At 46.9% G+C, this 25,665-nt stretch carries 34 protein-coding genes; 6 read left to right on the top strand and 28 right to left on the bottom strand.

All coding sequences use genetic code 11. The annotated features are described in order from the left end of the window. Positions 1-42 precede the first annotated feature (42 nt). The 16 genes from E4T81_RS05010 to E4T81_RS04940 all read right to left on the bottom strand — a co-directional run bounded on the left by E4T81_RS05010 (position 43) and on the right by E4T81_RS04940 (position 9,329). Entirely contained in the window at positions 43-507 is a 465-nt protein-coding gene (locus tag E4T81_RS05010) for a hypothetical protein (protein WP_135042032.1), read from the bottom strand. A 443-nt stretch (positions 508-950) separates the two neighbouring features. Continuing rightward, the gene (locus E4T81_RS15585; protein ID WP_167761713.1) at positions 951-1,118 is read right to left on the bottom strand and encodes a hypothetical protein; all 168 of its coding nucleotides are present in this window, start codon (positions 1,116-1,118) and stop codon (positions 951-953) included. Continuing rightward, positions 1,102-1,416, bottom strand: coding sequence for a helix-turn-helix domain-containing protein (locus E4T81_RS05005; RefSeq protein ID WP_135042030.1), 315 nt, complete (start codon positions 1,414-1,416; stop codon positions 1,102-1,104). The genes E4T81_RS15585 and E4T81_RS05005 overlap by 17 nt, the downstream gene beginning before the upstream one ends. After that, positions 1,413-1,667 carry a hypothetical protein gene (locus E4T81_RS05000; RefSeq protein ID WP_135042028.1) on the bottom strand — a complete coding sequence of 85 codons (255 nt, stop codon included), beginning with the start codon at positions 1,665-1,667 and terminating at the stop codon, positions 1,413-1,415. The genes E4T81_RS05005 and E4T81_RS05000 overlap by 4 nt, the downstream gene beginning before the upstream one ends. Before the next feature lie 3 nt (positions 1,668-1,670). Then, positions 1,671-1,895, bottom strand: a complete 225-nt coding sequence (locus E4T81_RS04995) for a hypothetical protein (protein WP_135042026.1) — start codon at positions 1,893-1,895, stop codon at positions 1,671-1,673. After that, positions 1,892-2,242: a hypothetical protein gene (locus E4T81_RS04990; protein ID WP_135042024.1), complete on the bottom strand. Its 351-nt coding sequence runs from the start codon at positions 2,240-2,242 to the stop codon at positions 1,892-1,894. The genes E4T81_RS04995 and E4T81_RS04990 overlap by 4 nt, the downstream gene beginning before the upstream one ends. A 7-nt stretch (positions 2,243-2,249) precedes the next feature. Then, the gene (locus E4T81_RS04985) at positions 2,250-2,444 is read right to left on the bottom strand and encodes a hypothetical protein (protein ID WP_135042022.1); all 195 of its coding nucleotides are present in this window, start codon (positions 2,442-2,444) and stop codon (positions 2,250-2,252) included. Next, the gene (locus E4T81_RS04980; protein WP_135042020.1) at positions 2,441-2,782 is read right to left on the bottom strand and encodes a hypothetical protein; all 342 of its coding nucleotides are present in this window, start codon (positions 2,780-2,782) and stop codon (positions 2,441-2,443) included. The genes E4T81_RS04985 and E4T81_RS04980 overlap by 4 nt, the downstream gene beginning before the upstream one ends. A 1-nt stretch (position 2,783) precedes the next feature. After that, positions 2,784-3,212 carry a YopX family protein gene (locus E4T81_RS04975; RefSeq protein ID WP_135042018.1) on the bottom strand — a complete coding sequence of 143 codons (429 nt, stop codon included), beginning with the start codon at positions 3,210-3,212 and terminating at the stop codon, positions 2,784-2,786. After that, positions 3,209-3,481, bottom strand: coding sequence for a hypothetical protein (locus tag E4T81_RS04970; RefSeq protein WP_167761711.1), 273 nt, complete (start codon positions 3,479-3,481; stop codon positions 3,209-3,211). Before E4T81_RS04970 ends, E4T81_RS04975 begins: the two co-directional genes overlap by 4 nt. Next, positions 3,465-3,653, bottom strand: coding sequence for a hypothetical protein (locus E4T81_RS04965; RefSeq protein ID WP_135042014.1), 189 nt, complete (start codon positions 3,651-3,653; stop codon positions 3,465-3,467). Before E4T81_RS04965 ends, E4T81_RS04970 begins: the two co-directional genes overlap by 17 nt. 32 nt (positions 3,654-3,685) lie before the next feature. After that, positions 3,686-4,741, bottom strand: a complete 1,056-nt coding sequence (locus tag E4T81_RS04960; protein ID WP_135042012.1) for a DUF4406 domain-containing protein — start codon at positions 4,739-4,741, stop codon at positions 3,686-3,688. Positions 4,742-4,767: 26 nt separating this feature from the next. Continuing rightward, positions 4,768-5,304, bottom strand: a complete 537-nt coding sequence (locus tag E4T81_RS04955) for a phage antirepressor N-terminal domain-containing protein (protein ID WP_135042010.1) — start codon at positions 5,302-5,304, stop codon at positions 4,768-4,770. A 48-nt stretch (positions 5,305-5,352) separates the two neighbouring features. After that, positions 5,353-5,541 (bottom strand): hypothetical protein, encoded by a 189-nt coding sequence (locus tag E4T81_RS04950; protein ID WP_135042008.1) that lies wholly within the window; start codon positions 5,539-5,541, stop codon positions 5,353-5,355. A 1-nt stretch (position 5,542) separates the two neighbouring features. Then, a complete protein-coding gene (gene dnaG / locus E4T81_RS04945; protein ID WP_135042006.1) occupies positions 5,543-8,770 on the bottom strand; it encodes a DNA primase in 3,228 nt (1,075 codons plus the stop codon). A gap of 16 nt (positions 8,771-8,786) precedes the next feature. Then, a complete protein-coding gene (locus tag E4T81_RS04940) occupies positions 8,787-9,329 on the bottom strand; it encodes a response regulator transcription factor (protein WP_135042004.1) in 543 nt (180 codons plus the stop codon). A 339-nt stretch (positions 9,330-9,668) separates the two neighbouring features. On the opposite strand from E4T81_RS04940, the gene E4T81_RS04935 reads away from it, so the two are divergent. From E4T81_RS04935 to E4T81_RS04925, 3 genes are all read left to right on the top strand, one after another. Next, positions 9,669-10,043: a hypothetical protein gene (locus E4T81_RS04935; RefSeq protein WP_135042002.1), complete on the top strand. Its 375-nt coding sequence runs from the start codon at positions 9,669-9,671 to the stop codon at positions 10,041-10,043. A 341-nt stretch (positions 10,044-10,384) separates the two neighbouring features. Further along, positions 10,385-11,545, top strand: a complete 1,161-nt coding sequence (locus tag E4T81_RS04930) for an alpha/beta hydrolase-fold protein (protein ID WP_167761709.1) — start codon at positions 10,385-10,387, stop codon at positions 11,543-11,545. 4 nt (positions 11,546-11,549) lie between these two features. Further along, a complete protein-coding gene (locus E4T81_RS04925) occupies positions 11,550-11,876 on the top strand; it encodes a hypothetical protein (protein WP_135041998.1) in 327 nt (108 codons plus the stop codon). A gap of 317 nt (positions 11,877-12,193) precedes the next feature. On the opposite strand, the gene E4T81_RS04920 is transcribed toward E4T81_RS04925, so the two are convergent. From E4T81_RS04920 to E4T81_RS04905, 4 genes are all read right to left on the bottom strand, one after another. Beyond that, positions 12,194-12,412: a hypothetical protein gene (locus E4T81_RS04920; protein WP_135041996.1), complete on the bottom strand. Its 219-nt coding sequence runs from the start codon at positions 12,410-12,412 to the stop codon at positions 12,194-12,196. A gap of 612 nt (positions 12,413-13,024) precedes the next feature. Next, the gene (locus tag E4T81_RS04915; protein ID WP_135041994.1) at positions 13,025-13,447 is read right to left on the bottom strand and encodes a hypothetical protein; all 423 of its coding nucleotides are present in this window, start codon (positions 13,445-13,447) and stop codon (positions 13,025-13,027) included. A 104-nt stretch (positions 13,448-13,551) separates the two neighbouring features. Beyond that, positions 13,552-14,589: an alcohol dehydrogenase gene (locus E4T81_RS04910; RefSeq protein WP_135041992.1), complete on the bottom strand. Its 1,038-nt coding sequence runs from the start codon at positions 14,587-14,589 to the stop codon at positions 13,552-13,554. Between the two features lie 3 nt (positions 14,590-14,592). Next, positions 14,593-14,850: a hypothetical protein gene (locus E4T81_RS04905; RefSeq protein WP_135041990.1), complete on the bottom strand. Its 258-nt coding sequence runs from the start codon at positions 14,848-14,850 to the stop codon at positions 14,593-14,595. Between the two features lie 242 nt (positions 14,851-15,092). Here E4T81_RS04905 and E4T81_RS04900 point away from each other — a divergent pair, with 242 nt between their 5' ends. Then, positions 15,093-15,962: an alpha/beta hydrolase gene (locus tag E4T81_RS04900; RefSeq protein ID WP_167761707.1), complete on the top strand. Its 870-nt coding sequence runs from the start codon at positions 15,093-15,095 to the stop codon at positions 15,960-15,962. Positions 15,963-15,988: 26 nt separating this feature from the next. Here the strand turns inward: E4T81_RS04900 and E4T81_RS04895 are convergent, their stop codons facing one another. Further along, positions 15,989-16,363, bottom strand: a complete 375-nt coding sequence (locus E4T81_RS04895; RefSeq protein WP_135041986.1) for a helix-turn-helix domain-containing protein — start codon at positions 16,361-16,363, stop codon at positions 15,989-15,991. A gap of 142 nt (positions 16,364-16,505) precedes the next feature. Here E4T81_RS04895 and E4T81_RS04890 point away from each other — a divergent pair, with 142 nt between their 5' ends. Beyond that, the gene (locus E4T81_RS04890; RefSeq protein WP_135041984.1) at positions 16,506-16,916 is read left to right on the top strand and encodes a cupin domain-containing protein; all 411 of its coding nucleotides are present in this window, start codon (positions 16,506-16,508) and stop codon (positions 16,914-16,916) included. Between the two features lie 83 nt (positions 16,917-16,999). On the opposite strand, the gene E4T81_RS04885 is transcribed toward E4T81_RS04890, so the two are convergent. From E4T81_RS04885 to E4T81_RS04855, 7 genes are all read right to left on the bottom strand, one after another. Then, complete coding sequence (locus tag E4T81_RS04885) at positions 17,000-18,217, bottom strand: ABC transporter permease (RefSeq protein ID WP_135041982.1); 1,218 nt, start codon at positions 18,215-18,217, stop codon at positions 17,000-17,002. A gap of 2 nt (positions 18,218-18,219) precedes the next feature. Further along, positions 18,220-18,969, bottom strand: coding sequence for an ABC transporter ATP-binding protein (locus E4T81_RS04880; protein WP_135041980.1), 750 nt, complete (start codon positions 18,967-18,969; stop codon positions 18,220-18,222). 5 nt (positions 18,970-18,974) lie between these two features. After that, complete coding sequence (locus E4T81_RS04875) at positions 18,975-20,150, bottom strand: efflux RND transporter periplasmic adaptor subunit (RefSeq protein ID WP_135041978.1); 1,176 nt, start codon at positions 20,148-20,150, stop codon at positions 18,975-18,977. A gap of 33 nt (positions 20,151-20,183) precedes the next feature. Further along, a complete protein-coding gene (locus tag E4T81_RS04870; RefSeq protein WP_167761704.1) occupies positions 20,184-21,476 on the bottom strand; it encodes a TolC family protein in 1,293 nt (430 codons plus the stop codon). Between the two features lie 112 nt (positions 21,477-21,588). After that, positions 21,589-22,326, bottom strand: coding sequence for a LytTR family DNA-binding domain-containing protein (locus tag E4T81_RS04865; RefSeq protein ID WP_135041974.1), 738 nt, complete (start codon positions 22,324-22,326; stop codon positions 21,589-21,591). Continuing rightward, positions 22,305-23,396: a sensor histidine kinase gene (locus E4T81_RS04860; RefSeq protein ID WP_135041972.1), complete on the bottom strand. Its 1,092-nt coding sequence runs from the start codon at positions 23,394-23,396 to the stop codon at positions 22,305-22,307. The genes E4T81_RS04865 and E4T81_RS04860 overlap by 22 nt, the downstream gene beginning before the upstream one ends. A gap of 124 nt (positions 23,397-23,520) precedes the next feature. Further along, on the bottom strand, positions 23,521-24,441 hold the full coding sequence (locus E4T81_RS04855) for an AraC family transcriptional regulator (RefSeq protein WP_135041970.1): 921 nt from the start codon (positions 24,439-24,441) through the stop codon (positions 23,521-23,523). A 194-nt stretch (positions 24,442-24,635) separates the two neighbouring features. Between E4T81_RS04855 and E4T81_RS04850 the strand changes: the two genes are divergently transcribed. Next, positions 24,636-25,652 carry an alpha/beta hydrolase gene (locus E4T81_RS04850; protein ID WP_245207012.1) on the top strand — a complete coding sequence of 339 codons (1,017 nt, stop codon included), beginning with the start codon at positions 24,636-24,638 and terminating at the stop codon, positions 25,650-25,652. The last annotated feature ends 13 nt before the right edge of the window (positions 25,653-25,665 follow it).

The raw sequence follows: 25,665 nt of genomic DNA, 5'->3' as shown, positions 1-25,665 counted from the left end.
TTGGTTGTCATTCCGTTATCAGACAGGGGGTTGTGGTTGTTTTTATTTGAACTTTTTTATGTTTATACCGTTTTGGGCATATTGTTTACGGAGGCGATAGAAACATTGTCTCACGGTCTCGACCGAATCAATGTCAATGCCCTTGGACTCACACCATGCAGCGATGAGCTTGTTGACCCCGACCTTTGACTCGCAGAGCGGCGTGATGTCGCTCCAGAGAGCGCGCATGAAAAGGTCTTTGATAGCCTCGCGCAAGGCTATCTGTCCCTTTTTACCGAGATGATTGTAGGTCTCCGGCGGCTTCGAGCTGGAGTCAGGGAGCCTGATGGCTACCATACCGGAGCGGTTGTCGACAGGGGTGACTCCCGGGGGTGTCTTTATGGTGAAAGAGCGTATCACGGCGTTCTCATTGGAGTAAGCCGGGAACATGACGGGGTCGCCGAGAGTGGCTGTCAGCCATTGGCGGATGTGCTTTTCAAGAGGCACGTATATAACAAAGTCACTCATATATAATTGATTATACACAAAATTAGCCATTTCGGACAGTAAAAAAAATATTTTCTGTTCCGAAAAGTTGACACACATGTGGGCGTCTACATGGTCTACACTGACTACACTTTTAAAATACGCTTGATTTTCAAACACTTACAAAACTACACTTATTGAAAAAGTGTAGAAATAGCGTAGATTTTGTAGTAGTTTTGTAGATTTTTTTGCCGAAACCGGGCAAGTGTAGTCAAGTGTAGATTTTTGTATACAGCAAAACTACACTTTAACCTATTGATTATTAAGAATGTTGATAATGTAGACAATGTAGATTAAAAATATGTCCCATTCTAAAAACACCGCAATTTCGGAAAAACAAAAAAAATGCCCTGTTTCCGGGCAAAAAAAGCAGGCGCGGCAGACTGAAAGGTCTACCACGCCCGGTCAAAATGAAACAACAATATCTACTCTCTGAGCAAGTCAAGCAACTCTGTGGCACAAAGGGCGGCATAGTCCGGATCCCATGGGTCATAGAATGGCTTGACATCTACCCAGAACCAAAAGAGGCGCACCTGCACTATATAGACCGGTGATGCGCCGGCAACGGTCTTGAGTCTAAATCTCTTTTTCATGAAGCAGTTTATTAGTGGATACAAGCAAGCATCTCGCTTTATGGAAACAAACAGTGAACGGAATGTCAATGCCGATAAGAAACCGGGCATTGGCGATGCCGTGTATTACCGTAGGGTGGGTGCGGTTCATCGCTGCGGCAATCTCCATCAGGGTCATGCCGGCAAAATCGCGCATGAGCAGCATTGCCGCCTGCCGCGCCTCCGTGATGTGGCGGAGGCGACTCTTCCCGGAAATCTCGGCAGTGGCGACACCGAAGGCACAGGTCACGGCAGTCAGTATCTTGTCAGGGGCGGTCATCGTTTTCCGGATTTGATGATTGCCGCCTCGTAAAGGTGGTGGAGGCTGCCGCGGACATACCCCCGGATGCAGGCAGATCCCAGTTCCCTTTCCGGTTCCTGCCTCCGTTTCTTCTTTACTCCGGAATATTTGCTGAGTCTCGCTTTCTCGCACTCCTTACAGCGCGGGAAATATATCCCATAGCCCTTGTAATAAAAAGCGTCCAGCGGCAACTCCTGTCCGCATCCCTTGCAAATCTTAGTCTTGTCCATGCGTCAGTCCCTTTTATGGCACGGGCAGTCGGAGTCGTGGGTGATGCCACCAACCGCACTATTCACTCCGTCGCTGATATAGCGAATATACCGATGTCCTTTGTAGTTGAACTCAGTTATATGTGATGCCATATCAGCATCAATCCGTTCTTGTGTCCTTTGTTCCTCGCATCCGCTCATGCACACGGCGCAGAGGACGGCTGCAAGGATGGTTATTAGGTGTTTCATTTCTTCTTCGGTTTAATGGTTATGGTGACTTCGAGAGGTTCGGACTCCCATGTAAGGGAGGGGAACACATTGTTGTCGGGGGTCATATCAGATATTTCGCCCATCCAATAAGACTTAATGAAATTTCGTTCAGGCTTGTGTGTATATATGAATAAATCACCATTCTTATTTCTCGCCACCCATCCGTCAATGGTCTCTTCCTCGTCAACGTTGAAGTCGAGCTCGGAGGGGGAATAGAAGCCATCGTTTTCATAATCCCAATAGAGTAATTTTCCACTATAGGTAGCCATCAGGTCAACCTCGACTACCTCAATCATCTTGCCGTCTGATTTTCGTTTAGCTTTCATAATGCCGTCATTTCTCTTTTGTTTTCGGGGTGAAGTCGGGGCAATGATAGCCATGGAATAGTCGGCATCGGGCAGGGGCAAGTCCATACGAATGCTTGTATTCCTTTATCACTGCATGTAGTCCGCATTTGTCGGAGTGTTTATAGTACTTGCACTCCTCACACTCCCTCGCTTTCTGCGGTCGGTCAGTCGGGGTTTTCATATCTCGTCTTCTTTTGGGTATCTTTTATCAAACCGCCATCTGAGTTCACAATCACTCAATATAGCTTCTCTAATGTCGTTTGAGCTTGTTGCAAATTCTACGAATATTGCAGAAATACACCCAGGTCGCTTGTCATCTTTACTACATGGAATTGCGTAGTACATAAAGTTATCAAGCGTTCCGTAAATGAAGCCGTCTTCTTTCATCGCTTCATGGTACATCGGGTTGTCTATTTTGTCAATAGATTTGAGTTCCTCTCTCGTGAAACTCCCCACTATCGGGTAAGCGAAATGTCCGGCTCTACCTCTTGTGCCGAAGTAGCAAATTCTTTTTTCCATATTATTTCTCGTTTAGCAGTTCGGAGTTGTCGTGGATGTTGCCGATGATTTCAAATTCAGCAGCATTGTCGCTATCAAAATCCATAACAGGGCAACCAACGCTGATACCTCGTGCGTCGCTATCTTTGTGTAACTCGAAAAATGCTGCGTAGCCACAATCATTCCATTCTACAACTGCAACATAGTTAGGCTTGCCGTCAGAGAAGAATGGATAGCGGTCAGCTGTAATAATATCCCCCTCGTAGATCTCCTTGCCGTTCTTGTCGAGCAGTCCTGTGAATTGGCCTACTGTCTTAGAATCTACTTTGCGCCAATCCATCCCGGGGTCGGTAGGAATGCCGATGAACAGTTTGCCGTGGGTTTCAGCGAGTGAGCCATATACCCACTCACCGTTGTCAATGCGTTTGCCTCTGAATTTGATTGTTCTCATCTCTCACCTCCTTCCTTATGGCACGGGCAGTCGGGGTCGTGGGTGATGGAAGCTCCGCCAATCGCAGTATGTCCCTTTACTACCGCAAAATGTGTTTCTTTTTCGTAGAAGCGATAACAGACATACCGGTGTCCATGAAAGTGGAGTATTCTCATCTGCTCTGAATCAGTCGGTATGTTGCCGCCTTCTTTATTTGAGTAGGTAAATCCGCTCAGGCACACGGCGCAGAGGACGGCTGCGATGATGGCTAATCTATTCTTCTTCTTCATTGTCTTCTGTATAGGTTTCATACTCTTTGATTTCGGGCCTGCTTGTCCATCCCGATGAAGCACTTACTGAAATCAATGCTGAAAACTCGCTGTCGCTTGTTTCATATACATATTCAGCTACGGCGTCTTGTACTAATTCTATAAGCTTTTGAAGTCTTTGTTCGCGGTTCATATTCGTTTCCTTATGTTAAGCAGTCTATTAAGTTATGTTGATCCCGGAGGCAACACCTGTACTGAAATCTCCATATCTAACACGGTTCGTTTGCTAAAGGGATCTTCCTTTTCGGAGATTGAATCTATTTTTATTAGTCCGTAGTTACGCATACCCAATACGAGCTCCTTTACCATGCCCATTTCCTCAGCTTCAATAAAACGCGCCCTTTCAATTGAATCGAATTTAATGCACTCCGGTATGGGACTCGTTCTCCTAAGTCTTAAAGTCCGGATTCGCTCCGTGCGCTCGTGCAGCGTGAAAAGAGCATTGAACTGCTCGCTTATTCTTGACGCAAGTCTTTCAGCGTGTGCTTTTAGCTTTGTAGCCTTGCGAAAAAAGATCAGAGCGCCCGTTGCCAAGGCAATGTTGATTACAAAACAAATCAACTGGATTGTGATGTCTACTTTCATGATTTCTTGTATTTGTCGGGTAAAAAAACGGTTAATAAGTCTGTAGTCATTGATGCCCATGGTGGCTATGCCGTAGATTTTGGCGGCATAGTGCTCCAGACGGCACCCTCGCGACTGTCTCCAGTCGGGCAGGAACACCGCAAACTTGCATCCAAGCAATGCCTCTATGTCTCGCCCCATGCAGTGAGCATAGTTCAGTTTTGGGTCGTCGCAGATGTCAAAGGGCGTTACAGCCTCGGCTCCTACCTCTTTCATGAACTGCCGGGCTGCTTCAGCAACCGCCTTACGCTCCTCTATGTCGTAGCCGGTAATCGGCAAAGAAATATACGCTTTCTTCCGCTCTCCCTTTAGTGTTACTTCTCCTAAGTTGTGAATAGAGCGATATTTGTGAACGGCAAAAATGACAGACTGAGCAAATTGCGGGCACAGACACATGAAATTAGCGAAAGCTTCAGCCAATTGGGGTCCCCATGCCATTGTGGAAGAAGTCATCCAACGCCCTTTGGGATTGTCATCCTTTCGCCTTCCTATAAATACGAAACCATCCATTTCCTTCAGCTCATTGCTTAGATGCTCGGCGTATTGTTCCATGCCGTCGCTTATTATTACACTCTTGATTTTATCTGAATTATCCATGTCAATTTTTTTAGTATTAAGTATGCTCAATTAAAGAGAGACGGCTGGGGATTCAGCCTTTCCGATTGCAGTTGACGAAGCTGAATGTCAATTTTGTCAATCGCCTTATTGCATGCCCCTATTGCCCCCTTATGATCCTTGATTTCACAAAACAGTGACTCCTTTCTTCCAAGCAGTTCCTGCTCCATGAGGTTCATCTCCTGCTGGCGCCTGGCGCCTCCGGAGAAATAATCATAAAGCACGTCATAGCATTCCCTGCGGTAATTTATGACAGCCTCACGGGCATCAGGTGCAACGCGGTCGGGCTGTATGGTAAACAGCCATCCGAAAATGTATTTCAACGGCAAACAGAACATCTCATACTGCTTTCCGTCAGCTCCAGTTGGGGTGCTGAGCACCCCAACTGACTCTAAAGTTTCATCCTGATGGATCTTGTCTCTTTGCGCCTTTGCGTTGATGCCAAGTGCTGTGCAGATCGGCTTGATAGGCACAAGGATTGCGCCATTCTCTTCAACGGTCACGATGTCGACACCGTTGATTCGGGTAATTGATTGCTGTTTCATTTTTTGATTCGGTTTTATGGTTAATGCTAAATAGTAGTCTTCAATGGGTCATATATCGAGCCTTGGAGCGCGTCGCTCATTCTCGATGATCCTGACGCGCTTAATCTCCTCGTCAACCTTCCGCTCCGCATCCTTGGCAAGAAGGAGAGTCTTACGGTCGCGGCATCCTGTGCGGGAATATTCGCGCTGCAGGTCGCGCATCACGACCACGAGGTCAAAGAACTGTCGTGCATTCATGTCAGTAAGGAGTCTCTTTATCCGTTGTGTCTATATCGATGGGGTCAGGCTCGTCGATGGGGTCGGCGTTGACCTCCAGGTTAATCTCAAAATTTTTGGAAAGCGCGTCATAGTCAAAACACAGCGCCCAGTCGACGCGGGATGTCTTCTGCACCGACTTCACGCCTGACGGCGATGTAACCTGTGCATATGACTCCTGGTCGTTGGACATATTCTTGAACCTTACAGCGCTTTTCACTCCGAGAAATTCCGGGCAGTGTTCAAGATAATGGCGGAGGGAACTAACCGGCAGGGTGTTGTCGCCAATCATCTTCCCCTTGATCTTGTATAGCATGAACACCCTTTTAGTACACAGGTAGAGCACCCTCCGGGAGCCGTTGAACACAATCGCCTCCCTCATGCCCTTGCCCTTGAACTCCACTTCATGACGGATACGGTAATCCGCCTCATTGAATATGTCCCCGTTCTGGTGCATGAAGTCGACGGTGTTCCAGAATCCCGCCATCTCATTGGATGCCCGACATTCGCCGTTTTGTCTCAGGATGCCCTTTGAACAGAGCGACAGCATCTCCCTGTAATCAAAGCCCACATCGATGACGCCCTCAAGAGTACGGAATGCGGCGAGCAGGATAGTCCAGTTGCGGGCGATCCTGTCCTCGACCTGATTGCCGGCAATGGCATTGAGCACGTCGCTCCATGCGCTCGCATAGCAACCCTTGAACTCCTCTTCAAATTTCTTCCGGTGGCGAAGCAACTGCAGTGTGATGTGGGTGCATCCCGCGTCACGCAGCCCGGACAGCTCGTTGAACCCGCGTTGCTCCTCGGAAGTGAACACGGTCTTGTTGAATGTCAGGAAAATGGTCCTGGCGAATATGGCGATGTCGATGGTAGGCATCTCCTGTCCGGATAGCATCACGCCGCAGTCGACGGCTGTAACCTCCTTTTTCTTGTCGCGGTCCATGTTCATGCGGGAACGACCCACGCCGTCATACAGCATCTTCAGAATCTCCCGGCGTTCCTTGTCGATGTCGTTTTTATACTCGTCTATATGTACCAGGGCGTTTGACACCTGGGCGAGAACCGCCGCAAGTCCGGCGATGGTTGCCTGGGTCAGGTTCGTGCCTTTGTTACGTGGTACAAAAAACGACATCATGAACTCACCGAACGAAGATTTACCGGAGCCTTTCTCACCGAACAGGTTCAGTATCGGGAACTTTTCGGTGACACCCACTACAATATCCTTAAACAGGGTGGCGAGATAAAAGCATATGCCCACTTTAGCGTTGTCTCCAAACACCTTTACAAGCAGGTCTGAATATTGCCGCAGGGTGATTTCAGACGTGTCATTGTGTACGAATTTGCGTTCAAACTGGAACAATCCCTTTTCCTTGGCATACAGAATAGATGCGGAGGGCAGATAGAAGCAGCCCTTTTCTTCAAGACGGATGATGCCGTACTGGTCGGCCTCAATCCACCTTCCCCGGTCAAACACACCATTGCCGAATGCAAAGAACTCCTCCCTTTGCCAACCGAGCTGAGTTATTTCCTGTGCAGGCTCCACCGCCTCATACAGCAGCCCCTTCAGTTTATTCAGCTGCTCCTCCTTTGCAATCCACCTGAAGTTGCCCTCGTTTTCGGTGCGCAGCTTGAAGCGCTGCAGCGACACGAGGTCTTCCTGCTTCATCTCGACCACCGCCGTGTGACCGCAGTCGTTGATGAGCTTGTACAGTCGTTTCGATGAAATGGGGTCTTTCACATGCAACAGCGGAATCATGACAAAGTTGCTCCACTCGTCATCCTCGGCGTTCTTTCCGATAGACATATACCTGTTGCCGCGTTCGTAGAAGCCGTATTTCTGATACAGCTCCTTGTCAATCATCTTTTCACCGGTCTTTTTCTTTTTCTCGGTGTTGCCTTTTGTGACCTCATTGACTGAACCCTGCAGGATGCTCGCCGGCACGGAGAATATCTTTGCCACTTGGCTTACATACATTTTCATACGCAGCCTGTCATCGACAAGGGCGAGAATCTCTGCCACCTTTTTCACCGCCACCGCTTTCTGGGTCGCCGTGTCGTCCTCGCGTGACAGCTTTGCGGCGTACCAGGGGATGAAATCCTCTTCCGGAAGCGAAGCAAGCACCGCCTTGGAAGAGATGAACGAGTCGGGGTCAGCTTTCTTCCCCTTGTCGCCGGGCGGAATCTCCTTGACGGTCACATTGAACCCCTCTTTGATTGCGGAGATACCGTTTTTGATTACAGCCTGGATACCGGCGCCGAAAGTCTGGTCTTCAGGTGCGGGGTCTGAATCAGGGATGAAGCATAGCCGGGCGCCGTATCGTCGGAGCAGTTCAAACTGGCTTGAAGTCCAGGCCGTCCCGAGTGCCGCCACGGTGTTGTTGACACCGAGCGACTGCAGCTTCATGACATCGGGACCGCCTTCCACAAGATAGATTACCTCTTCCTTAGAAGCCTGGCGGTGGATGTTATGTATTCCAAAAAGGCTCTTGCCTTTTGAGTAGATGGCGCTTTCGGGGGAATTGAGATACTTCGGTTTCTCATCATCGAGGCGTCGAGCCGTGAATCCGATTACCTTACGGTAGCGGTCACGGATCGGAATGACAATCCTGTCCCAGAACGCGTCATATATCCTGCCTTTCTCCGAACGTCCGACAAGCCCCATGTCGACCAGCAGCTCAAGGCTGAAGCATTTGCTTTGCATGTGAGCCAGAAGTGCGCCGTTCCCGGGGGCGAACCCTATGTCTTCAGATGAGATGAAATCCTTGCCCCAGCGCTTGGTTGCATAGTTAAGCGCAAACCTGGCTTTATCGTTGTCAGCCCGTAGGCATGCTGCAAAAAACAGTGTAGCCTCCTTATTGGCTGCATACATGGAGTCTTTGATTGACTGGATTCTCTTCTCCTCGTCAGTCTTGGGCGCCCACTCCTCGTCAATGTCGACATGGTATTTTTTTGCAAGATGACGGCAAGCCTCGGGGAATGACATGCCCTGTATGTCGGTAAGGAATGAGATTGCGTTACCATGTGCGCCACATCCGAAACAGTGATAGGTGTTGCGTGAAGGGTCTACGATGAAGGAGGGTGACCGTTCGCTATGGACAGGGCAGCAGCAGCGGAACCGTGAGCCTGAACGTTCCAAGGTCAAGAACTCGCCGACCACATCCTCGATCCGTGAACGGTCTAAAATCAACTCTTTGTCTTTGTTTGAAATCATTAGAATTACCCCCCATTTATTCCCGGAATTTCAGGGCTATTACAGATGTCTTGCTTATTCCGAGACGTGATTTTATGTTGGCTATATGTCGAGAGACGGTGAACGGAGAAATACATAACTCATCGGCAATCTGAACACGGTCGAGACCCTGACCCAGCAGGCGAGCCACTTCTTCCTCCCTTGCAGAAAGCTTGGTTGATTTCTTTGGCATGCAGATTACCCCCTCGTGTATACATTCGCCCCTGAGCGGGCAGGAGACATGCTCAAAATTGAAATTTCCGTCAGCGGAGATGTCCATTGACAGAGCATCGTATTCCCCGAAATTACACCTTATAAAGCGGTGTACCATCTTGAACTCAAAGAAGTCCTTATTCTTCTCCGACCTTGAATACAAGTCAGACAAGGCATTGAAAGCCCCCGGATATATGTCCTTTATGTACACAAGCATCTCCTGAGTCACCTCCTTGCATGAAATGTCATAACTGCATACAGGGCTACTTCCCGGTTTCATGTTCACAGAACCGTCGGGGCATGTGTAAAATTCAATCCGGCTTAGCATGGTCAATGGACTTTAGGAGTTCAGTCATGTATTTAGATTCAAGGATTGTGAAACTGTGTTCCCTTAGTTTCTTGAATAAGGAGGTTCGCGACATAATCTTAGCTGAAACGACAGTGCGAATCACCAGTTTCTTCTTTGCAAGAGTCAAAGATTTGTAATGGTCAGAAATAGCCAAATTTGTATTTTCATCCATAAAAATTAGGTAAATTTGATAAATGGTGCTAAATTAGTACTGCAAATCTATTAAATACAATTGATATTTTCAAATGAAATTTGATTTATTTTTAAAATAAATTCTATTGAAAGCTATAAGTTAATCAATATAAACAATAAAGCAATATGTATAATCCACAAAGAGTCATTGATTTACTCAATGAAAGAGGCTTAAAGAAAAAGCAATTGATTTCTTTTATGAAGTACAATGAAAAGGTAGGGCTCACTCAAGCTATCAGTGGGGACGTCCGCGCTTCAAAATTAGAGAAGATGGCAGATTTCCTCGGCGTCCCCATAGATGCTTTTTTTGATAGAACAGTGCAAACAGAGCCTAATCAGACACCCGCATATAGTGGAGTTGATGACGGAAATGCACTGATGGTCATCCATGAACGAGAAAAGAATCTTAGATCTCTACTTGAGGAAAAAGATAAAAGAATCGCAGTGCTCGAGGATCTTGTGGCAATGCTAAAAGGGTCTGGAGAAAAATCAAGCAAATAGAGACGAAAAATAGACATTATCAATCGAAAACAAAGGAGTACGGTCCATATAATCAGATATATATTTTTGGCAGGAACTCATCTCTCGCTCTCGTCCTCTCCGCCAAAGGCAATTGAAATCCCTGCAATTCAATGAGTTGCGGGGATTTGATGTTTTTGACGTAGACAGATTGTAGACATTTCTGATGTCGGATAATGAATCTCGCAACCATTCACAGCCATCTACATGGCGCATACACAAAAGTGTATGTTTTTCACTCCGAGCTTCATTTGTCTACTTTTGGGTATGGCAAGGGATTCTTAATGGCTGTAATTTTGCATCAGAAATCAAAATTACAAAAAATGATAAGAATACTCACAATCTTTTTTATGGTGTTGGTCTCTATATCAGGAGCATTGGCACAGGAGACTGCAAGAGTTGAGGTCAAGAATCTTGACTCAAAATTTTTCCCTTTCAAACGCCAGGTACTTATATTCACACCTAATGAGTATGAGGAGGCTACCCAATCGGAATACGATGTGATATATGTATTCGATTCTCAATGGCGTTCAAGATTTGATTTGGTACATAGCCTTATGCATTATGGTTGTCAACCTGAAAATGAAGATACTCGTCCATTCATTGTCGTGGGTATTACTTCTCCCTATCTGCCTGATTACAATTATGATAGAAACAGGGATTTCTATTCAATGCCCGTTAATATACAGAAACCGGAAAATATGCCGGATGATTATGGATGTGCACCACTATTCAAAAAATTCATAAAAGAAGAACTGATACCATATATCAATTCAGAGTATCGCACAACCGGACGTGCGCTTGCAGTAGGACATTCCCTAAGCGCGTCTTTCATTCTTGAATCATTGACTTCCGAGTATATGTTTGATGACTATATCGCCCTATCTCCCAATCTGGCATGGGATGACCAGCTATGGGGAAAAGAACTCGTAAATTATGATTTCAACAATAAGAAGCCATGTTTCATTTTTATGACGATGGCTAATGAATGTGTGGATACCGGGTGGCCTGACGAATGGCGGTCAGCGTGGGACAAAGTGAAGACTCATTTTGAATCCGCCAACCTTCCGGAATATGTCAAGATGGTGATAAAAGAGTATCCGGAATATTCCCACAATGGGAGTTACCAACCTGTGCTTATCGACGCACTAAAGAGTTATGCAGCCTATCGACTTACTTATGACAGTCAGCCAACCGATAGTGCATCCTATCAGGCACATATTGAACTTTCGGGGACAGCCCTAAATGGAGATGTGTATATAACCGGCAATCAGGAGACTCTTGCAAACTGGAATCCAAAGGGAATAAAAATGACACAAATGAATGATTCGACATACAGTATCGATATCTGCCTCAAATTACCTGCGGAATTCAAATTTACACAGGGAAGTTGGGACAATCAGATTTGGGTCAAGAATGCCATACCCGGCAATCTTCGTATTACGAATGAGACAAAAGCCACAAAATACTACGAGGCATTTTAATCTTATGAGAATTCTGATAACCGTATTCTTTCTGACTGTCATGGCTTTGGCAACTAATGCCAAGCCACACTGTCAGGGGTTCAACAACTACGATGACAAGGTGACTATTGTCTTTACAGACGACAAAGCCGGAGAGCAATATACTGTTTCCGATGTAAAGCTCATTCCAAGATGGGGAGGACAAGAGTATCAGGCGACTTCGGTTAAGGCTACCGTAAAGAATGGTGTTGCCACTGTAACACTCGTCTTTCCCCACGTCACCCAATTCTCTAATCCGAAAGTTACACTTCGGATTAACGGAAAGAAGACCAAATTTAAGGTGTGCCGGTAACATATGTTACAGGATTGGACCCTTTTAATCAGCCATATGAGAAAAGAGTCCGTACATTCAGCGGTGCAAATGGTGATTCGTATCGTCCATGCAATAGGGTTGACGGCGGTCTATCATTCGCAATCAACGCAAAATGGCATCATTTTGGACTAAAAGCAGAATATGATCTTGGTCTTGCCACTGCATCTTATTATGGCAATGGGAAACACAGATGTCTGTCTGCCTCAATTGTCTACTGGCTACATTAATTAGTACAACTAATCATACTAATTTCAATCTCATTAAAACAGGATTAATATGTTTCGTTCATAGGCTTATTAATTATACATGCCATTTTCCCTACCATCCTTATCGCGCCAATATTCTATAGTGAATTTTATACCTTCATATAGTTCAATAATCATATATTTGACTGCACGCACACATATTATGACTGCGGCAAATGCAAATATAGCTGCCCCCATAAGTATTATAATCCACAACAGAGTGCCGTCGGATTGGAACACGTAATGCAATGTTGTCATCAAGGGTGTCATGTCGATAATATTTATGTTCAGTTCAAATTTAACACTTTTATGTGAAAAATCCAAATATTTTGTAAGGGAAAAGACAGCCGGATGGACTGCCTTATTCTATACGAAGTCGTGTTTTTAGCCTGCTCCTTTCTTCTCTCCACTGATACAGATCTGTCATGCAGCTGCATGTTGATTTAAGGAACGATTTAATCATCAAATATATTCCACAACCTACATATATTAGAATCTTAAATGCAACAACAAGCAACACTGTCTCTATCAGAAACAGCACCACATCCGGGTCGGAATGTATGATTAACATCGGAGTCATATCAATAATGTTTCGTTTAGTTTAAATTTATCACTAAATTTTGATATTTCAAAATATTTTGTAAGGAAAGGATAGCCTAACGTGGAGCCCTGCAACACCCTGCAACACCCTGCAACACCCTCGTATGAAAATGGCATAAAAAACTTGGCTTATCTCCAGACAATTGACTGATGACATGCGACAACCGGGGCATCATTTCGTCTCCTTATCGGCGCGCAACTTCTTCCAATCGTTGCCATTATCCCAGGCGGTGAGCGGGGACTTCGATTTGGTGATGTTTTGGTTGCGGGTGATGTCGGTGGTTAATGTCGGTAATTGGCTTTTCGTTCATAATGCGCTGCTTTGCAGTCTTGTTCTGCCGCCTTTTGCATAAGCTTATGATATTTGTGCATAGCTTTTCCTGCCTTTTCATTGGCTGAGTGGGCGCGCTTGTAGTCACGCCAGTGGACATATTCTTTTGCCTTGTGTCTGTAGTGTTCCGCTTTATATAGCTTTTCTTCAGCCTCCCTGCGATAGGATGCCGCTTTCCGTCGGCACTCTTCGGCTTTGCGCATAAGGTGTCGATACTCCTTTGAACCGTGATGTCGGTGTGGCGGCTCGCAATGGTGGTGAGGCGAAGCTATGGCTACAGCTGTAGTGAATGAGGCATTTGCTGCTGGTGCTGTTGTTGCCGTAGTCGCGGTGATTATCGCCACAAAGGCGGTTGTCAGAAAAAACTTACGCATAATGTTGTCTTTTTTTGTTATTGTCGGCTTCCTGTTAGGGCTCCGATTATATAATAGACATAAAATATGGAGAGAAAGTTTAATCGGCTCAGTAAAACCGGTGCTTAGTCAGGATATATTGCCGCTTTGATTATGTGGTCCTGTCTTTGGCTGAACATGTCATAGGCTTTCAGGACTTCGCTAAGAGGGAAGCGATGAGTTATCAGCGGCGTTGTGTCTATCTTGCCTTTGGCAATCAGGTCGAGTATCTCGCGGCAGTCACACCCGTCTACGCCGCCTGTCTTGAAAGTGAGGTTTTTGCCATACATTTCCGGTAGCGGCAGTATCTGAGGTCTGTCGTAGAGTGCCACCACGGTTACAATTGCGTTGGGACGTGCCAGTCGCCATGCCATTTCAAAGGTGATGTCGCTTCCTGCCACTTCTATAACGCGGTCGGCTCCTCCACGGTCGGTGAGGCTGTAAAGCTTGTCTTTACATTCGTCAGGTGTGACTACTGTCACGTCGGGATAAAGATTCTTTACCAGGCTGCGCCGGTCAGTGTCAGTTTCACACACGACAATATGCTTGGGGGAGTACAGCATGACACATTGCAGGGTGCATAGCCCTGTAGGTCCGGCACCGATAATCAATACCGTGTCGTCGGTCGATATTTCCGATATTTTTGCCGCCCAATAACCTGTAGCGAGAATGTCGCCTGCAAAGAGAGACTGCTCGTCGGTCACGTTGTCAGGTATCGGCGTAAGTCCGTTGTCGGCATATGGCACACGCACATACTCAGCTTGACCGCCGTCGATGCGGCATCCGAGCGCCCAGCCACCGTCAGGGTCGGTACAGTTGTTGACCCATCCGTTGCGGCAGAAGAAGCATTTGCCACAATATGTCTCCACGTTTATTGCGACACGTTCGCCCGGCACAACACCTTTTACCATTGAGCCGGTGTTTATTACGATGCCGGTCATTTCGTGACCCACTGTTATCCCAGGCTTGGCACGCGGAACGGAACCGTGCAGTATATGTAGGTCTGACGAGCATATGCTTGAAAGCGAGACCCTGACTATCGCGTCACGGGGATCAACAATCTCGGGTATCGGTTTTTCTATAAGCTCAAATTTTCCTGGGGCTGTATAAGTGAGGGCTTTCATCGTTTAAGACTGTTTGTCATTAATTCTATTGCGTCTGATCTTGTCGATGATTACTATGGCGAAGTGGGCAAATATGCCATATATCAGAGTGGCAAGCAGTGCCATACCCTCGTTGATCAAGATGATGTCGCGCAGCGGTAACGCGTAATCCGGTGCCGCTTTGTGAAAAGCAGCCACGATTGCACACAGGCTTAGCACTATAAAAATAATAAGCGTTGAAAAAGCCGCAAATCCCATTTTATATTTACCTATCTGTATCATTTTTATTGTTTTGGTCGTTATTGTCCTAATCCTGTTACAAAGATAGATAAAATCGGGTGATTTTCATTAATTTTGTTGCGCGTCGCAGTGACATCTCCGGTGATGGTATTGCCTTTTAACTGAATATTCGTAACATGAACCGATCTATTATAATTATATCCTTGCTATTCAGCTTTTTTATAAGACTACATGCTGTTGATGATAGTATATATAGGGATGAGGCGAAACGTTTTTTGTCTTCAATGCCTGAGAATCTGCAAAATATTCAGACAGAGGCGGTGAGGAGGGCTATCGCCGGTGACTGCAAGGCGCTTGATGCAGTGAGAAATTCACGAAACGTCCCACCGGAGCTGCCCGATGGAGTGTCGCGTATTGATATCAATGACACTCTTGCGCTGTTTCGCGATTCACGCTATAAGGATGTCGTCACGCCTCTGCTTGTCTATTTTCATGGAGGAGGATGGACTTTTGGAAGTATAAACAGTTGCTCGCGCTATTGTGCCGCAGTTGCCTCTTCAGGAGTCACCGTGCTTGCCGTGAATTACCGTCTTGCTCCAGAGCATGGTTTCCCTGCCGGTCTTGACGATTGCATCTATGCCGCCAAAGTGGCTATCGACAGCCTTGGCAAGTGGAATTGCAGCAGTGTGGCATTGGGTGGTGACAGTTCGGGCGGCAACCTTGCCATAGCCACGGCAATGAGTTTTCCGGCAGATACATTCAGCAGTATTGTGCTGTTTTATCCTGTGACCAAGGCGTTTGCCGACAATTCTCCGGGTTGGGAGAAATATGGCAGCGGTTACGGTCTTGACAGCGGGTTGATGCTTGCCTTTAATGATGCCTATACGACCGATGTCCATAATCCTCTTGTGTCGCCGGCTTGTGCTGCCGATCACCTGCTTTCAATGTTGCCGCCGGTGTTGATGATTTCCGCCGACCATGACATATTAAAATGCCAGGGCAATGAGTTTGTCATGCGGTTAAAGGAGCTTGCTGTCGAAGTCGAGTATCGTGTCATCCCGTCTACAGTACACCTGTTTATAACGGTTCCGGGGCAGCCATCGGCATTTCGTGAATCGGTCGAGCGGTCATCACGCTTTATCCTGTCTCACTGACTTCGCGTAAAAGGCGGCTTATCTGTTTATATTTCCTTTTCTTCCGGCGACATGGAGTGGCGGTTTTCGATAGCCCATTCAATGAGAGCGCCGAGTAGAGGCATAAGGCTTTTACCAAGGTCGGTCAATGAGTATTCGACGCGTGGCGGCACTTCGGCATAGAGCCTTCTTGACAGCAGTCCTGCAGCTTCAAGATTTTTCAAAGTCTCAGTAAGGACTTTGGGCGATATATCGGGAATGGCTTTACCGATTTCGTTAAATCGGGTAGCCTCATTCTCCGCCAGCACACACAGTATCAGCATTGACCACTTGCCTGAGAAACGTGAAATGATGTTTCTGATAGGGCACGCGTCTATGCCTGTATATTTTTTTAGATTTTCTTTTAGCGGTAAACTGTTCATAATCAAAAATAGTTACTTGAAGGTAAGTGTCTTACGTTTTTGTAACGTATTGTCAGAGAGAAATAAATGACTTAATTTTGCGCTATCAAAATGAAAGCGGCTTTCAATTGCAAAGTTAATATAAAATAAAAAACAAGCAGATATGAATGACATTAAAATTCTTGAGAAGGGTGAAAAATTCGCCCATGTTTCAGTAGGTGGTCTTTGCGGTTTTGAAGGGAAACAGTTTGTAAAGGATGCATCCGGCGCCACATCGTGTGAAATATCATTTGGCTCGCTTCCAAAGGGTGCTGCCGTGCCGTTTTTTCACAGTCACAAGGAGAATGAAGAAAACTATGTCATACTTTCCGGAAGCGGACTTTTTCAGGTCGACAACGACGTGTTTGAAGTAGCGGAAGGGTCGGTGATAAGAGTTTCCACTAATTGTGACCGCAATCTGAAATGCACTTCGGAAAAGCCGATGACCTATCTGTGCATCCAGGCTAAGGAGGGCAGTCTCGGGAGCTATACAATGACCGATGCGGAGATTACCGAGCGTGAATCACTGTTGTAAGGAATCATTATGACAAAAATGACGCCGGCGACTGTAAAATCTCCAGTCGCCGGCGCGTTATTATCAAATCACATGAGAGCCGGTTATTCGTAGCGTATTGCCTCGATAGGGTCAAGCCCCGCCGCTTTCTTTGCCGGATACCAGCCGAAGAATACTCCGGTTATCGTACACACGGCAAATGACAGAATCACTGAATACAATTGTATGTACACAGGCCAGTGGGCTATTATATTGACAAGCCATGAGGCAATTACTCCAAGCAGTATACCGATTACACCACCGCTGACGCTGATGATTACGGCCTCGATTAGAAACTGTGACAGTATATCTATGCCTCTGGCTCCGATTGACATGCGCAGACCGATTTCCCGAGTGCGTTCAGTGACCGAAACATACATGATGTTCATGATGCCGATTCCGCCTACGAGGAGTGAGATTCCGGCTATGCAGGCAAGCAGGACTGTCATCATGTCGCTTGTAGAGTTCATCATCTCGCTCAGTTCCTGCTGGGAGCGTATCTCGAAGTCATTGTCGGCATCATCCTTTATCTTGTGGCGTGTGCGCAGCACGTCGGTTATCGCCTCGATTGTTTCTTCGGTATGGGCCTCGTCAGTCGCACTTGCGAAAATCCCCTGTATGTAATCTATGGCAAGAATACGCTTCATGACGGTGGTGTAGGGGGCTATTACCACATCGTCCTGGTCCTGTCCCATAGAGTTGGTGCCCTTTGATTCAAGGACCCCAATGACAGTAAGTGGAATTTTTCCGAACCGGATTACCCTGCCTACCGGGTCTTCGCCATTTGGAAAAAGATTTTCAACAACCGTCTTTCCGAGTATACACACTTTTGCCGCCGATTTGATGTCATGGTCGGTAAACATTGTGCCGTCCTTGACCTTGAATTTGCGGATGTCAAGATACTCGGGCGTAACGCCATAAATCGACGAGGGATAGTTGTTGTTGCCGTTCACAAGCTGTCCGCCCGAATTGACCGATGGCGATACTGCAGCTACTCCGGGCAATTCCTTCAGAGCCTCGTAATCGGCTACTTCAAGAGTCTGCATGTCATCGGCACTTTGGCGCACACCGCCGCGCTGCATGTTGCCGGGATGGATCATTATCATGTTGGAGCCCATCTCTGAAATCTGCTCCTTGATACTGTTTTTGGACCCCTGTCCTATGGCAAGCATCGTTATGACTGATGCTACTCCGATTATGATGCCGAGCATAGTCAAGAAGCAGCGCAGCTTATTGTTGTTTAGTGCCTTCAGCGCTATTTTAAGGAGGTTGGTTACATTCATCGTCAATCGTTGTCTTTGGGTAGATTTTCAAAAGCCTCACGTGCCGACGCGGGCGATTCATTAATCGTGTCAGATATAATCTTGCCGTCGCGGAGCACAATGTTGCGCGATGAATATTCGGCAAGTTCCGGATTATGGGTCACGAATATAATTGTGCGGCCTTTGGCATGGAGCTCCTGAAAGAGCATCAATATGCTGAACGATGTGCGTGTGTCAAGGTTGCCTGTCGCTTCATCGGCGAGTATTATCACCGGGTCGTTGACAAGCGCTCTGGCTATAGCCACACGCTGTTGCTGACCGCCCGACATCTGATTGCTCTTGTGGTTAAGCCGCTCGCCGAGACCTACCGCGTTTAGCGCGTCAATGGCGCGCTTGCGGCGCTCGGCGGCATTGACTTCGGGGTTATAGAGCAATGGCAGTTCGACATTTTCTATTGCCGTGGTTTTGGGCAGCAGGTTATAATTCTGGAAGACAAAACCGATTTTGCGGTTTCGGGTCATGGCTCTGCGGTTTTTTGACATTGACTGCACCGACATTCCGTCAAGCAGATATTCCCCTGACGTAGGAGTGTCGAGACATCCAAGAAGATTGAGCAGGGTTGACTTGCCGGAGCCTGATGTACCCATTATGGTCACAAATTCACCTTCACGGATAGTAAACGAGACTCCGCGCAATGCCTTTACCTTTTCTCCGCCCACTATAAATTCGCGGCGGAGATTCTCTATGCGTATAATTTCTTTCTTCTCTGACATCACTGTTACTTCTTTTTGTTTCGACCGGGAGGCTGTGGGGCAAACGGGCTTTGTTCGCCTTGCTGACTGTTGTTGTCGGCAGGCATGGTTGTGGTGTAATCAAGAGCGACGGTCGCACCTGCGGCAAGCCCTCCTGTTATCCGGGTCTTGATGCCGTTGGATGCTCCTGTGGTTACTACGGTAGGGATGAGTTTGCCATTGTTGACAACCCAGACGCATTTCTGGTCTTTCCCAAGGGTTAGATTGTCAGCCGAACCCTGCGGTTGAGGCAGTTTGTCGTCGTCGGTCGGCATAGGCTCGAAAGTGAATGCCTTGGTAGGGAGCAACAATACATTTTCTTCTCTCAATACATATATTGTGAGATTTGCCGTGAGTCCGGGAATGAGCTTGTGTTCAGGATTGGGTGCGGCAACGACTACTTCATATGTGACCACGTTGCTTTCAGTCGTCGGGTTTAGACGCACCTGGGTCACGTGTCCTTCAAACAGCTCGTCGGAATAGGCGTCTACTGAGAATGTGACAGACTGACCTACTTTTACCTGACCTATATCAGCTTCATCTACGTTGCCTATCACCTGCATGTTGTCAAGGTCGGCGATAGTATAAAGGTTGGCTACATTCATGTTGGACACGACTGTCTGTCCTACCTCTACTTCACGTGAGATCACGATGCCGTCGATAGGCGAATAAATTTCGGCATAATTGAGATTTTTTGCCGCGCGCACCTTGTCGGCTTTTGCCTTGTCGTAGGCGGTTTTCGACACTTCAAGATCTTTGGTCGTGGTCTGGAACTCGTAGTCACTTATCAGTTTCTTGTCATGAAGAGCCTTGTCTCTGTTGTAGTTGGTAAGGTTGTACTCGTAGGTGAGACGTGCCGATTCTACATTGGCTTCCGCGCTTTTAAGGTCACTCTCCAGGAGCGTCTTCTCTATTTCCGCAATCAGCTGACCTTTAGTGACGACTGAATTATAGTCGGCATAGAGCTTGTCGATTATGCCGGTGACCTGGGTGCCGACATCGACCTGCGTTACTGATTCGATTGTGCCGGTAGCTGTCACTGTTTCAGTAAGTTCTCCGGGTTCAGCCTTGGCGGTGTCAAGAGTTGTCACAGGCTTTTTGTCACATGCCGCCAATATCAATAAGGATGACGCGGCAAAAACGTGAATTATACTTTTTGTCATATCTGTGTGAGATGTGGTTATTATTTAATTTGTCTACGGAAGAGCCACGGTTGAATTACGGTAAAATTCAATCATTTTCAGTCCGAGCATCGCCATGTATTTGGATTGAAGCAAGGAGTGGCGTGCCTCGATGTATGCCTTGTGGGAAGTCATCAGCTCGACTGTGTTCACGTAGCCGAGATTGAAGCGTTCGTTGGTAAGTTCGTCGCTTAACTGTGCTGATTCGAGCTGTGTCTGTGCGGCTGAAAATCTGGATTGTGCCGAGCGGGTGTCGATATACCAGTTTTCAATGAGCGTGGCTATGTCGGAGTGGCGCTGGTTGATGTCAAGCTGGGCGTCGAGTTGTGCGACACGTGCTCTTGCCACAGCCGTCTTTGTCTTTTTATTGTCGGCGATAGGTATTGACAGAGTGAGTCCGATTGATTCGTTCCAGCTTTGTTTCATTGAAGTGCCAAATGCCTTCCCGGGTGCGATATAGCCGGTGCCGACGCCTGCGTTGAGCGATATTTTGGGCAAGCGTCCCGCTTTGGCGATGGCTACATCGAGTTCCGATGATTCCTTGCCGATTTCGAGTGCCTGCAGGCGCAGGTCGGTGTCAAGTGCGAGCTGATAGCTTTCGGCAAGCGGCGGAAGTGATGCGAGCACTTGCTCGGTGGTCCATTCGACATCGGCGAGGGTGATGTCGGAGTCAATTCCGAGTTCAAGCAACTGTTTTAGCTCCATGCGCCTGGTGTCGTATGTGCTTTGTGCATTTACCAGCGAGTAACGGTCTTGTTCATATTGTGCGTTTAGCTGGGCATAGTCTACTCTCGACAGTTTACCGGCATCCATAAGCTGTCTTGCGCGGTCACTCTGTGCCTGACTTACCTTTACTGCCTCCTCATAAATGGCTATTGCCTCCTTGGCATAAAGGATGTTCATGTACACTTGCAGGAGGTCGGTTTCAAGGCTGCGCATGAGTTCGCCTGTAGTCAGGCGGTTTATTTCAGTGATGAGCTTGTTTTGCTTTATGCTGTTTTCACGTTGACCGCCGTTCCATACTGTCCATCCCGCGTTAAGACCGTAGGAACTGTTGTAGGAATTGTTGGTTCCCTCGTTCCAGGGATAATTGGAAAATGAATGGGATGTGGCAAAGTCAAGTGATGGCTGCCACTGAGCTTTTGCCTCCTCGAGATTGTACTCCGCAGTCTCCTCGTTCAATCGTGATTTCTGAAGTGAGATGTTATGTTCCCGTGCATATTCCACGCAGTCGGAGTAGGTCCATGTCTGTGAGACACCCACTGTCGGGACAAGACAAAGCATCAAGGGAATTACGTAATTCTTCATTGCAAATAATTTCGGGTTGTTAATCATGGTGCAATATTAAATAATAAAAGGTGATTGATGAAATAACTTCAACCAATCACCCTTATCGTTCAACGAATCTGCACGCTCCCGTCTATTTGGCGGCTTTGCCTACTGCATGGGAATTAAGGTAGTCAAGGAATGTCAGCTTATAACTGTCGCCTACAGGTATATAGTTTTCCGCATCCATCACCACTCGGTTACGCTCAATCTGCTCCACTTGGTTCATGTTAATGATGTAAGAGCGGTGGACTTGGAGGAAGTTTTCGGGAAGACGCTCCTTTATTGCCGCAAATGAACTCAGTGTCACTATAGGGGTGCTCTTGTCGGTGGTGTAAATTTGCAGATACTCGCCATAGCCTTTTATGAATCGGATGTCGGATAGCGACACACGTACATAGCGGTAGTCGGTCTTTACAAACAGGGAGTCGGACAATTCGGGATGTGACGCCTGTGGACGGCATGCATTTTTGGCGGCATGTAGCTCCAGTGCCTTGTTGACAGCTTTCGTGAACTCGACATATCCGTATGGCTTCAGGATATAGTCGACAGCCGACACTTTGTAGCTTTCCACCGCGTATTGCGGATAGGCGGTGGTAAATATTATCATCGGAGCGTCTGACAGAGTTTTAACAAAGTCCATTCCGTTAAGGTCGGGCATGTTGATGTCGGTGATTATGAGATCGGGCTTATCGGCAGAGAGAAAGGCGGCAGCTTCGATACCGTTGCCACATGCTCCGGCAAGCAGCAGCGACGGGGTCTTCTCCACGTAGCTTTTCAGCTTTTCAAGAGCTATCGGTTCGTCGTCGATTATGAGTGTTTTGAGTGACATTGTGTGGGGATTGTGAGATTGATTGTATATGTGGATGCTGTCTCGTTTAGTTCAAGCGACGAGCTGTCGCCATATATTATGGAAAGACGCTGTCTTACATTTTTAAGCCCGATTCCGATATGTTCGATATTCTCTGTCGTTTTGGCATGGTTGCTGTTCATGCAGCTGAAGTGAATCGAGTCGGCGGTAACACTGATGTTGACGGCTATGAATGATGCTTCCTGATAGCTTATGCCATGCTTGAAAGCGTTTTCGATGAATACAAGGAAAAGAAGTGGCGGCAAGTTTATGCCCGATATTTCTTGACTGTCAGGAAATTCAGCGGTCACTGTCACAAGATTTTCCGGGAAACGCAGTCTCATGAGGTTCATGTAATTGCTGAGAAATGCGATTTCTTCCGAGAGGGGAATCTCGGGCTTGGAACTCTCGTAGAGCATGTAGCGCATAAGATGGGAGAGGTCTATTACCATCGACTGCGCTTTTTCCGGGTTTATCTCAATCATCCCGTGGATGTTGTTGAGCATGTTCATGTAGAAATGAGGATTGATCTGTGCTTTCAGATATGCGAGCTGGTTTTCGGCATTTGCTTTCATGAGGCTCTCTTTCTCCAGCTTGTCGTCAAATCGCTGGAACATCAGTGCGATAGACAGATTGCACCCTACGACAAGCAATGCGTAGGTGAAGTCCATCAGCAAAGGAAGCGGCAGAAGCGGGCGCATGTGGGGATGAGGCTGTGGATGCATCCCTTTGGGCATGGTCTCTACTGCATGGGTGAAGTCGAAAAACTGGTAGACCCATATACATATTATTGTGACTGCCGTGCAGAGAAAGTAGGGTAGTATCTTGTTTCTAAGCAACAGTCGTGGTATCAGTATATTGTTGTTGATAAGGAACAACAAAAGAAAGGGCACGAATGTGTGCAGTATTGCCCTGATTACATTAATGTCTACGAGAGGCTCTGACAGTTGAGCCCTATTGCGCATGGCATCAAGCAGATACATGCCTATGGCTATGAGCCATAATACAAGATAGACTGTCGTTTCGGTTGTGCGGCTGCGATTTTTTGCCATCAGACTTTAGGTTTTTATGAATAATGACAAAAATAGCAAAAAAACACTTTCCGTAAATAAAATATTCAGCCAAACGCCCGATTCATTCAATAAACCGCGTTTACGATTGTTGTGTAACGGGGTATTACATGGCAGGCGGGTTTTGTCCCGCCCTGTATTGGGAAGGGCTTACACCGGTGATGCGCTTGAACATGCGGGAGAAATGTTGCGGATATTGAAATCCGAGGTCATAGGCGATGAGGTTAATGTCGTCATTGCTGTTGGACAGTCGCTCTTTGGCAAACTCTATTATCCGGAGCGAGATAATCTCCTGGGCGGTTTTGCCGGTCTCTTTCTTTACAAGGTCGCCGAAATATCCCGGGGTGAGATTGACTGTTTCTGCAAAGTGGTTTACTGTCGGTATGCCATTTTTGCCATGTCCCGCAACATAATATTCCTTTAGCGCTTTCTCAAATTTGGTCAGCATGTCGGAATTGACTTTGCGGCGTGTTATGAACTGTCGTTCATAGAAGCGAGTCATGTAATCGAGGAGTACCTGGATATGGCTTGCCACAATCTCCGCTGTGTGCTTGTCCACCGGATGCTCAATCTCTGCCTTTATATGGTCAAGACACTCTATAAACAGCGCCCTTTCATCGGCTGACAGGTGTAACGCCTCGCGTTGAGAATAGTCAAAGAAGCCGTAATTTTTGATTTTTGCGGCAAGTGCCGTCTTATAGATGAGGTCGGGATGAAACATCAGACCGATGACATCAGGTGCCAGTTCGTCGGTTTCGTTTTCCACACCTATGATTTGTCCCGGAGAAAAACTTACCACAGTTCCTTCCTGATAATCATAGGTCTGTCTGCCATATTTCAAGGAGCAGCTTACTCCATTTTTAAGAAACAGGGCATACACACCGTAATCCACCTGAATATGATTTACTATACGGGTTGCCTCGGTAAGGTTTATCACTGTCACCAAAGGGTGAAGGGTTTTCAGTCCATAAAGCTTGTTGTAAGCATCTATGGAGTCGAGCTTTACTGTTATGGTGTCATGTTTCATGTTGCAAAAATAAGAAAAATTTGAGGCATATATATACATCTCCGCAATTATGGTTTGTATTACCTTAATTGAGGTATGAGATTGGACGGTGAACCGGTTAACTTTGCATCCGAAGAAAAATTGACAATATGAAAAGATATGCCGGTTTAATTACACTATTAGTCTTAGGAATACTAATAACAAAATCTCAGGATATGAATAATTTGAACACAAACACAACTGTTGCCCCGATTGAAAAACTTGCCCTCGGGCAGGAGTGGGACAAGACTTTTCCTAAAAGTGACAAAGTGAATCATGGCAAGGTGACTTTTGTCAACCGCTATGGCATAACTCTTGTTGCTGACATGTATGTGCCTGCAGGGGCGGAAGGCAAGCTGCCCGCGATTGCTGTCAGCGGACCTTTTGGCGCTGTCAAGGAGCAAAGCTCGGGTCTGTATGCCCAGCAGCTTGCAGAACGCGGTTTTCTTACGATAGCCTTCGACCCGTCTTTCACGGGGGAGAGCGGGGGTGAGCCGCGCCGTGTAGCATCGCCCGACATTAATGTCGAGGATTTTTCAGCCGCAGTGGATTTCCTGTCGGTTCATCCGCAGGTTGATGCCGACCGCATCGGCATCTTGGGTATATGCGGGTGGGGTGGTATCGCTATCCAGGCTGCAATCAATGACCCGAGGATAAAGGCTACTGTCGCCTCCACTATGTATGATATGACCCGTGTTACTGCAAACGGTTATTTTGATGCCGATAATTCAAAGGAGAAGCGCAATGCCTCTCGTGCCGCTCTGGCTGCACAGCGCACCGAGGATTACCGGAATGGCAGGTATCAGCGTGCCGGAGGTGTCGTTGACCCGCTTCCCGACGATGCACCCCGGTTTGTAAAGGATTACCATGCCTATTATAAGACACCGCGTGGTTATCATGAGCGTTCCGGCAATTCCACCGATGGATGGAATGTGACATCAGCATTGCCGTTTATGAATTTCCGGTTTTTTGAATATGCCGGCGAACTTGACAATGCGGTGATGATTGTGCATGGAGAGAATGCTCACTCGCGATATTTCGGGGAGGATACATTCAAGCTGTTGCATGGTGACAATAAGGAGCTTCTGATTGTCGCCGATGCAACCCATTGTGACCTCTATGATAATCTTGAAAAAATCCCGATGAATCAGATTGCAGCATTTTTCAATACACAGATGCCGAAAAACGATTGAGCTATGACAACAT

This window comes from Barnesiella sp. WM24 (assembly GCF_004570975.1).
Lineage (GTDB): Bacteria > Bacteroidota > Bacteroidia > Bacteroidales > Muribaculaceae > Muribaculum.
This window is presented reverse-complemented; position numbering and strand designations above follow the sequence as displayed.

Bases quoted from the DNA above. Each gene is read 5' to 3' on its own strand.
- E4T81_RS05010 (WP_135042032.1), bottom strand. From the start codon at position 507: ATGAGTGACTTTGTTATATACGTGCCTCTTGAAAAGCACATCCGCCAA.
- E4T81_RS15585 (WP_167761713.1), bottom strand. From the start codon at position 1,118: ATGAAAAAGAGATTTAGACTCAAGACCGTTGCCGGCGCATCACCGGTC.
- E4T81_RS05005 (WP_135042030.1), bottom strand. From the start codon at position 1,416: ATGACCGCCCCTGACAAGATACTGACTGCCGTGACCTGTGCCTTCGGT.
- E4T81_RS05000 (WP_135042028.1), bottom strand. From the start codon at position 1,667: ATGGACAAGACTAAGATTTGCAAGGGATGCGGACAGGAGTTGCCGCTG.
- E4T81_RS04995 (WP_135042026.1), bottom strand. From the start codon at position 1,895: ATGAAACACCTAATAACCATCCTTGCAGCCGTCCTCTGCGCCGTGTGC.
- E4T81_RS04990 (WP_135042024.1), bottom strand. From the start codon at position 2,242: ATGAAAGCTAAACGAAAATCAGACGGCAAGATGATTGAGGTAGTCGAG.
- E4T81_RS04985 (WP_135042022.1), bottom strand. From the start codon at position 2,444: ATGAAAACCCCGACTGACCGACCGCAGAAAGCGAGGGAGTGTGAGGAG.
- E4T81_RS04980 (WP_135042020.1), bottom strand. From the start codon at position 2,782: ATGGAAAAAAGAATTTGCTACTTCGGCACAAGAGGTAGAGCCGGACAT.
- E4T81_RS04975 (WP_135042018.1), bottom strand. From the start codon at position 3,212: ATGAGAACAATCAAATTCAGAGGCAAACGCATTGACAACGGTGAGTGG.
- E4T81_RS04970 (WP_167761711.1), bottom strand. From the start codon at position 3,481: ATGAAGAAGAAGAATAGATTAGCCATCATCGCAGCCGTCCTCTGCGCC.
- E4T81_RS04965 (WP_135042014.1), bottom strand. From the start codon at position 3,653: ATGAACCGCGAACAAAGACTTCAAAAGCTTATAGAATTAGTACAAGAC.
- E4T81_RS04960 (WP_135042012.1), bottom strand. From the start codon at position 4,741: ATGGATAATTCAGATAAAATCAAGAGTGTAATAATAAGCGACGGCATG.
- E4T81_RS04955 (WP_135042010.1), bottom strand. From the start codon at position 5,304: ATGAAACAGCAATCAATTACCCGAATCAACGGTGTCGACATCGTGACC.
- E4T81_RS04950 (WP_135042008.1), bottom strand. From the start codon at position 5,541: ATGAATGCACGACAGTTCTTTGACCTCGTGGTCGTGATGCGCGACCTG.
- dnaG (WP_135042006.1), bottom strand. From the start codon at position 8,770: ATGATTTCAAACAAAGACAAAGAGTTGATTTTAGACCGTTCACGGATC.
- E4T81_RS04940 (WP_135042004.1), bottom strand. From the start codon at position 9,329: ATGCTAAGCCGGATTGAATTTTACACATGCCCCGACGGTTCTGTGAAC.
- E4T81_RS04935 (WP_135042002.1), top strand. From the start codon at position 9,669: ATGTATAATCCACAAAGAGTCATTGATTTACTCAATGAAAGAGGCTTA.
- E4T81_RS04930 (WP_167761709.1), top strand. From the start codon at position 10,385: ATGATAAGAATACTCACAATCTTTTTTATGGTGTTGGTCTCTATATCA.
- E4T81_RS04925 (WP_135041998.1), top strand. From the start codon at position 11,550: ATGAGAATTCTGATAACCGTATTCTTTCTGACTGTCATGGCTTTGGCA.
- E4T81_RS04920 (WP_135041996.1), bottom strand. From the start codon at position 12,412: ATGACACCCTTGATGACAACATTGCATTACGTGTTCCAATCCGACGGC.
- E4T81_RS04915 (WP_135041994.1), bottom strand. From the start codon at position 13,447: ATGCGTAAGTTTTTTCTGACAACCGCCTTTGTGGCGATAATCACCGCG.
- E4T81_RS04910 (WP_135041992.1), bottom strand. From the start codon at position 14,589: ATGAAAGCCCTCACTTATACAGCCCCAGGAAAATTTGAGCTTATAGAA.
- E4T81_RS04905 (WP_135041990.1), bottom strand. From the start codon at position 14,850: ATGATACAGATAGGTAAATATAAAATGGGATTTGCGGCTTTTTCAACG.
- E4T81_RS04900 (WP_167761707.1), top strand. From the start codon at position 15,093: ATGCCTGAGAATCTGCAAAATATTCAGACAGAGGCGGTGAGGAGGGCT.
- E4T81_RS04895 (WP_135041986.1), bottom strand. From the start codon at position 16,363: ATGAACAGTTTACCGCTAAAAGAAAATCTAAAAAAATATACAGGCATA.
- E4T81_RS04890 (WP_135041984.1), top strand. From the start codon at position 16,506: ATGAATGACATTAAAATTCTTGAGAAGGGTGAAAAATTCGCCCATGTT.
- E4T81_RS04885 (WP_135041982.1), bottom strand. From the start codon at position 18,217: ATGAATGTAACCAACCTCCTTAAAATAGCGCTGAAGGCACTAAACAAC.
- E4T81_RS04880 (WP_135041980.1), bottom strand. From the start codon at position 18,969: ATGTCAGAGAAGAAAGAAATTATACGCATAGAGAATCTCCGCCGCGAA.
- E4T81_RS04875 (WP_135041978.1), bottom strand. From the start codon at position 20,150: ATGACAAAAAGTATAATTCACGTTTTTGCCGCGTCATCCTTATTGATA.
- E4T81_RS04870 (WP_167761704.1), bottom strand. From the start codon at position 21,476: ATGAAGAATTACGTAATTCCCTTGATGCTTTGTCTTGTCCCGACAGTG.
- E4T81_RS04865 (WP_135041974.1), bottom strand. From the start codon at position 22,326: ATGTCACTCAAAACACTCATAATCGACGACGAACCGATAGCTCTTGAA.
- E4T81_RS04860 (WP_135041972.1), bottom strand. From the start codon at position 23,396: ATGGCAAAAAATCGCAGCCGCACAACCGAAACGACAGTCTATCTTGTA.
- E4T81_RS04855 (WP_135041970.1), bottom strand. From the start codon at position 24,441: ATGAAACATGACACCATAACAGTAAAGCTCGACTCCATAGATGCTTAC.
- E4T81_RS04850 (WP_245207012.1), top strand. From the start codon at position 24,636: ATGAATAATTTGAACACAAACACAACTGTTGCCCCGATTGAAAAACTT.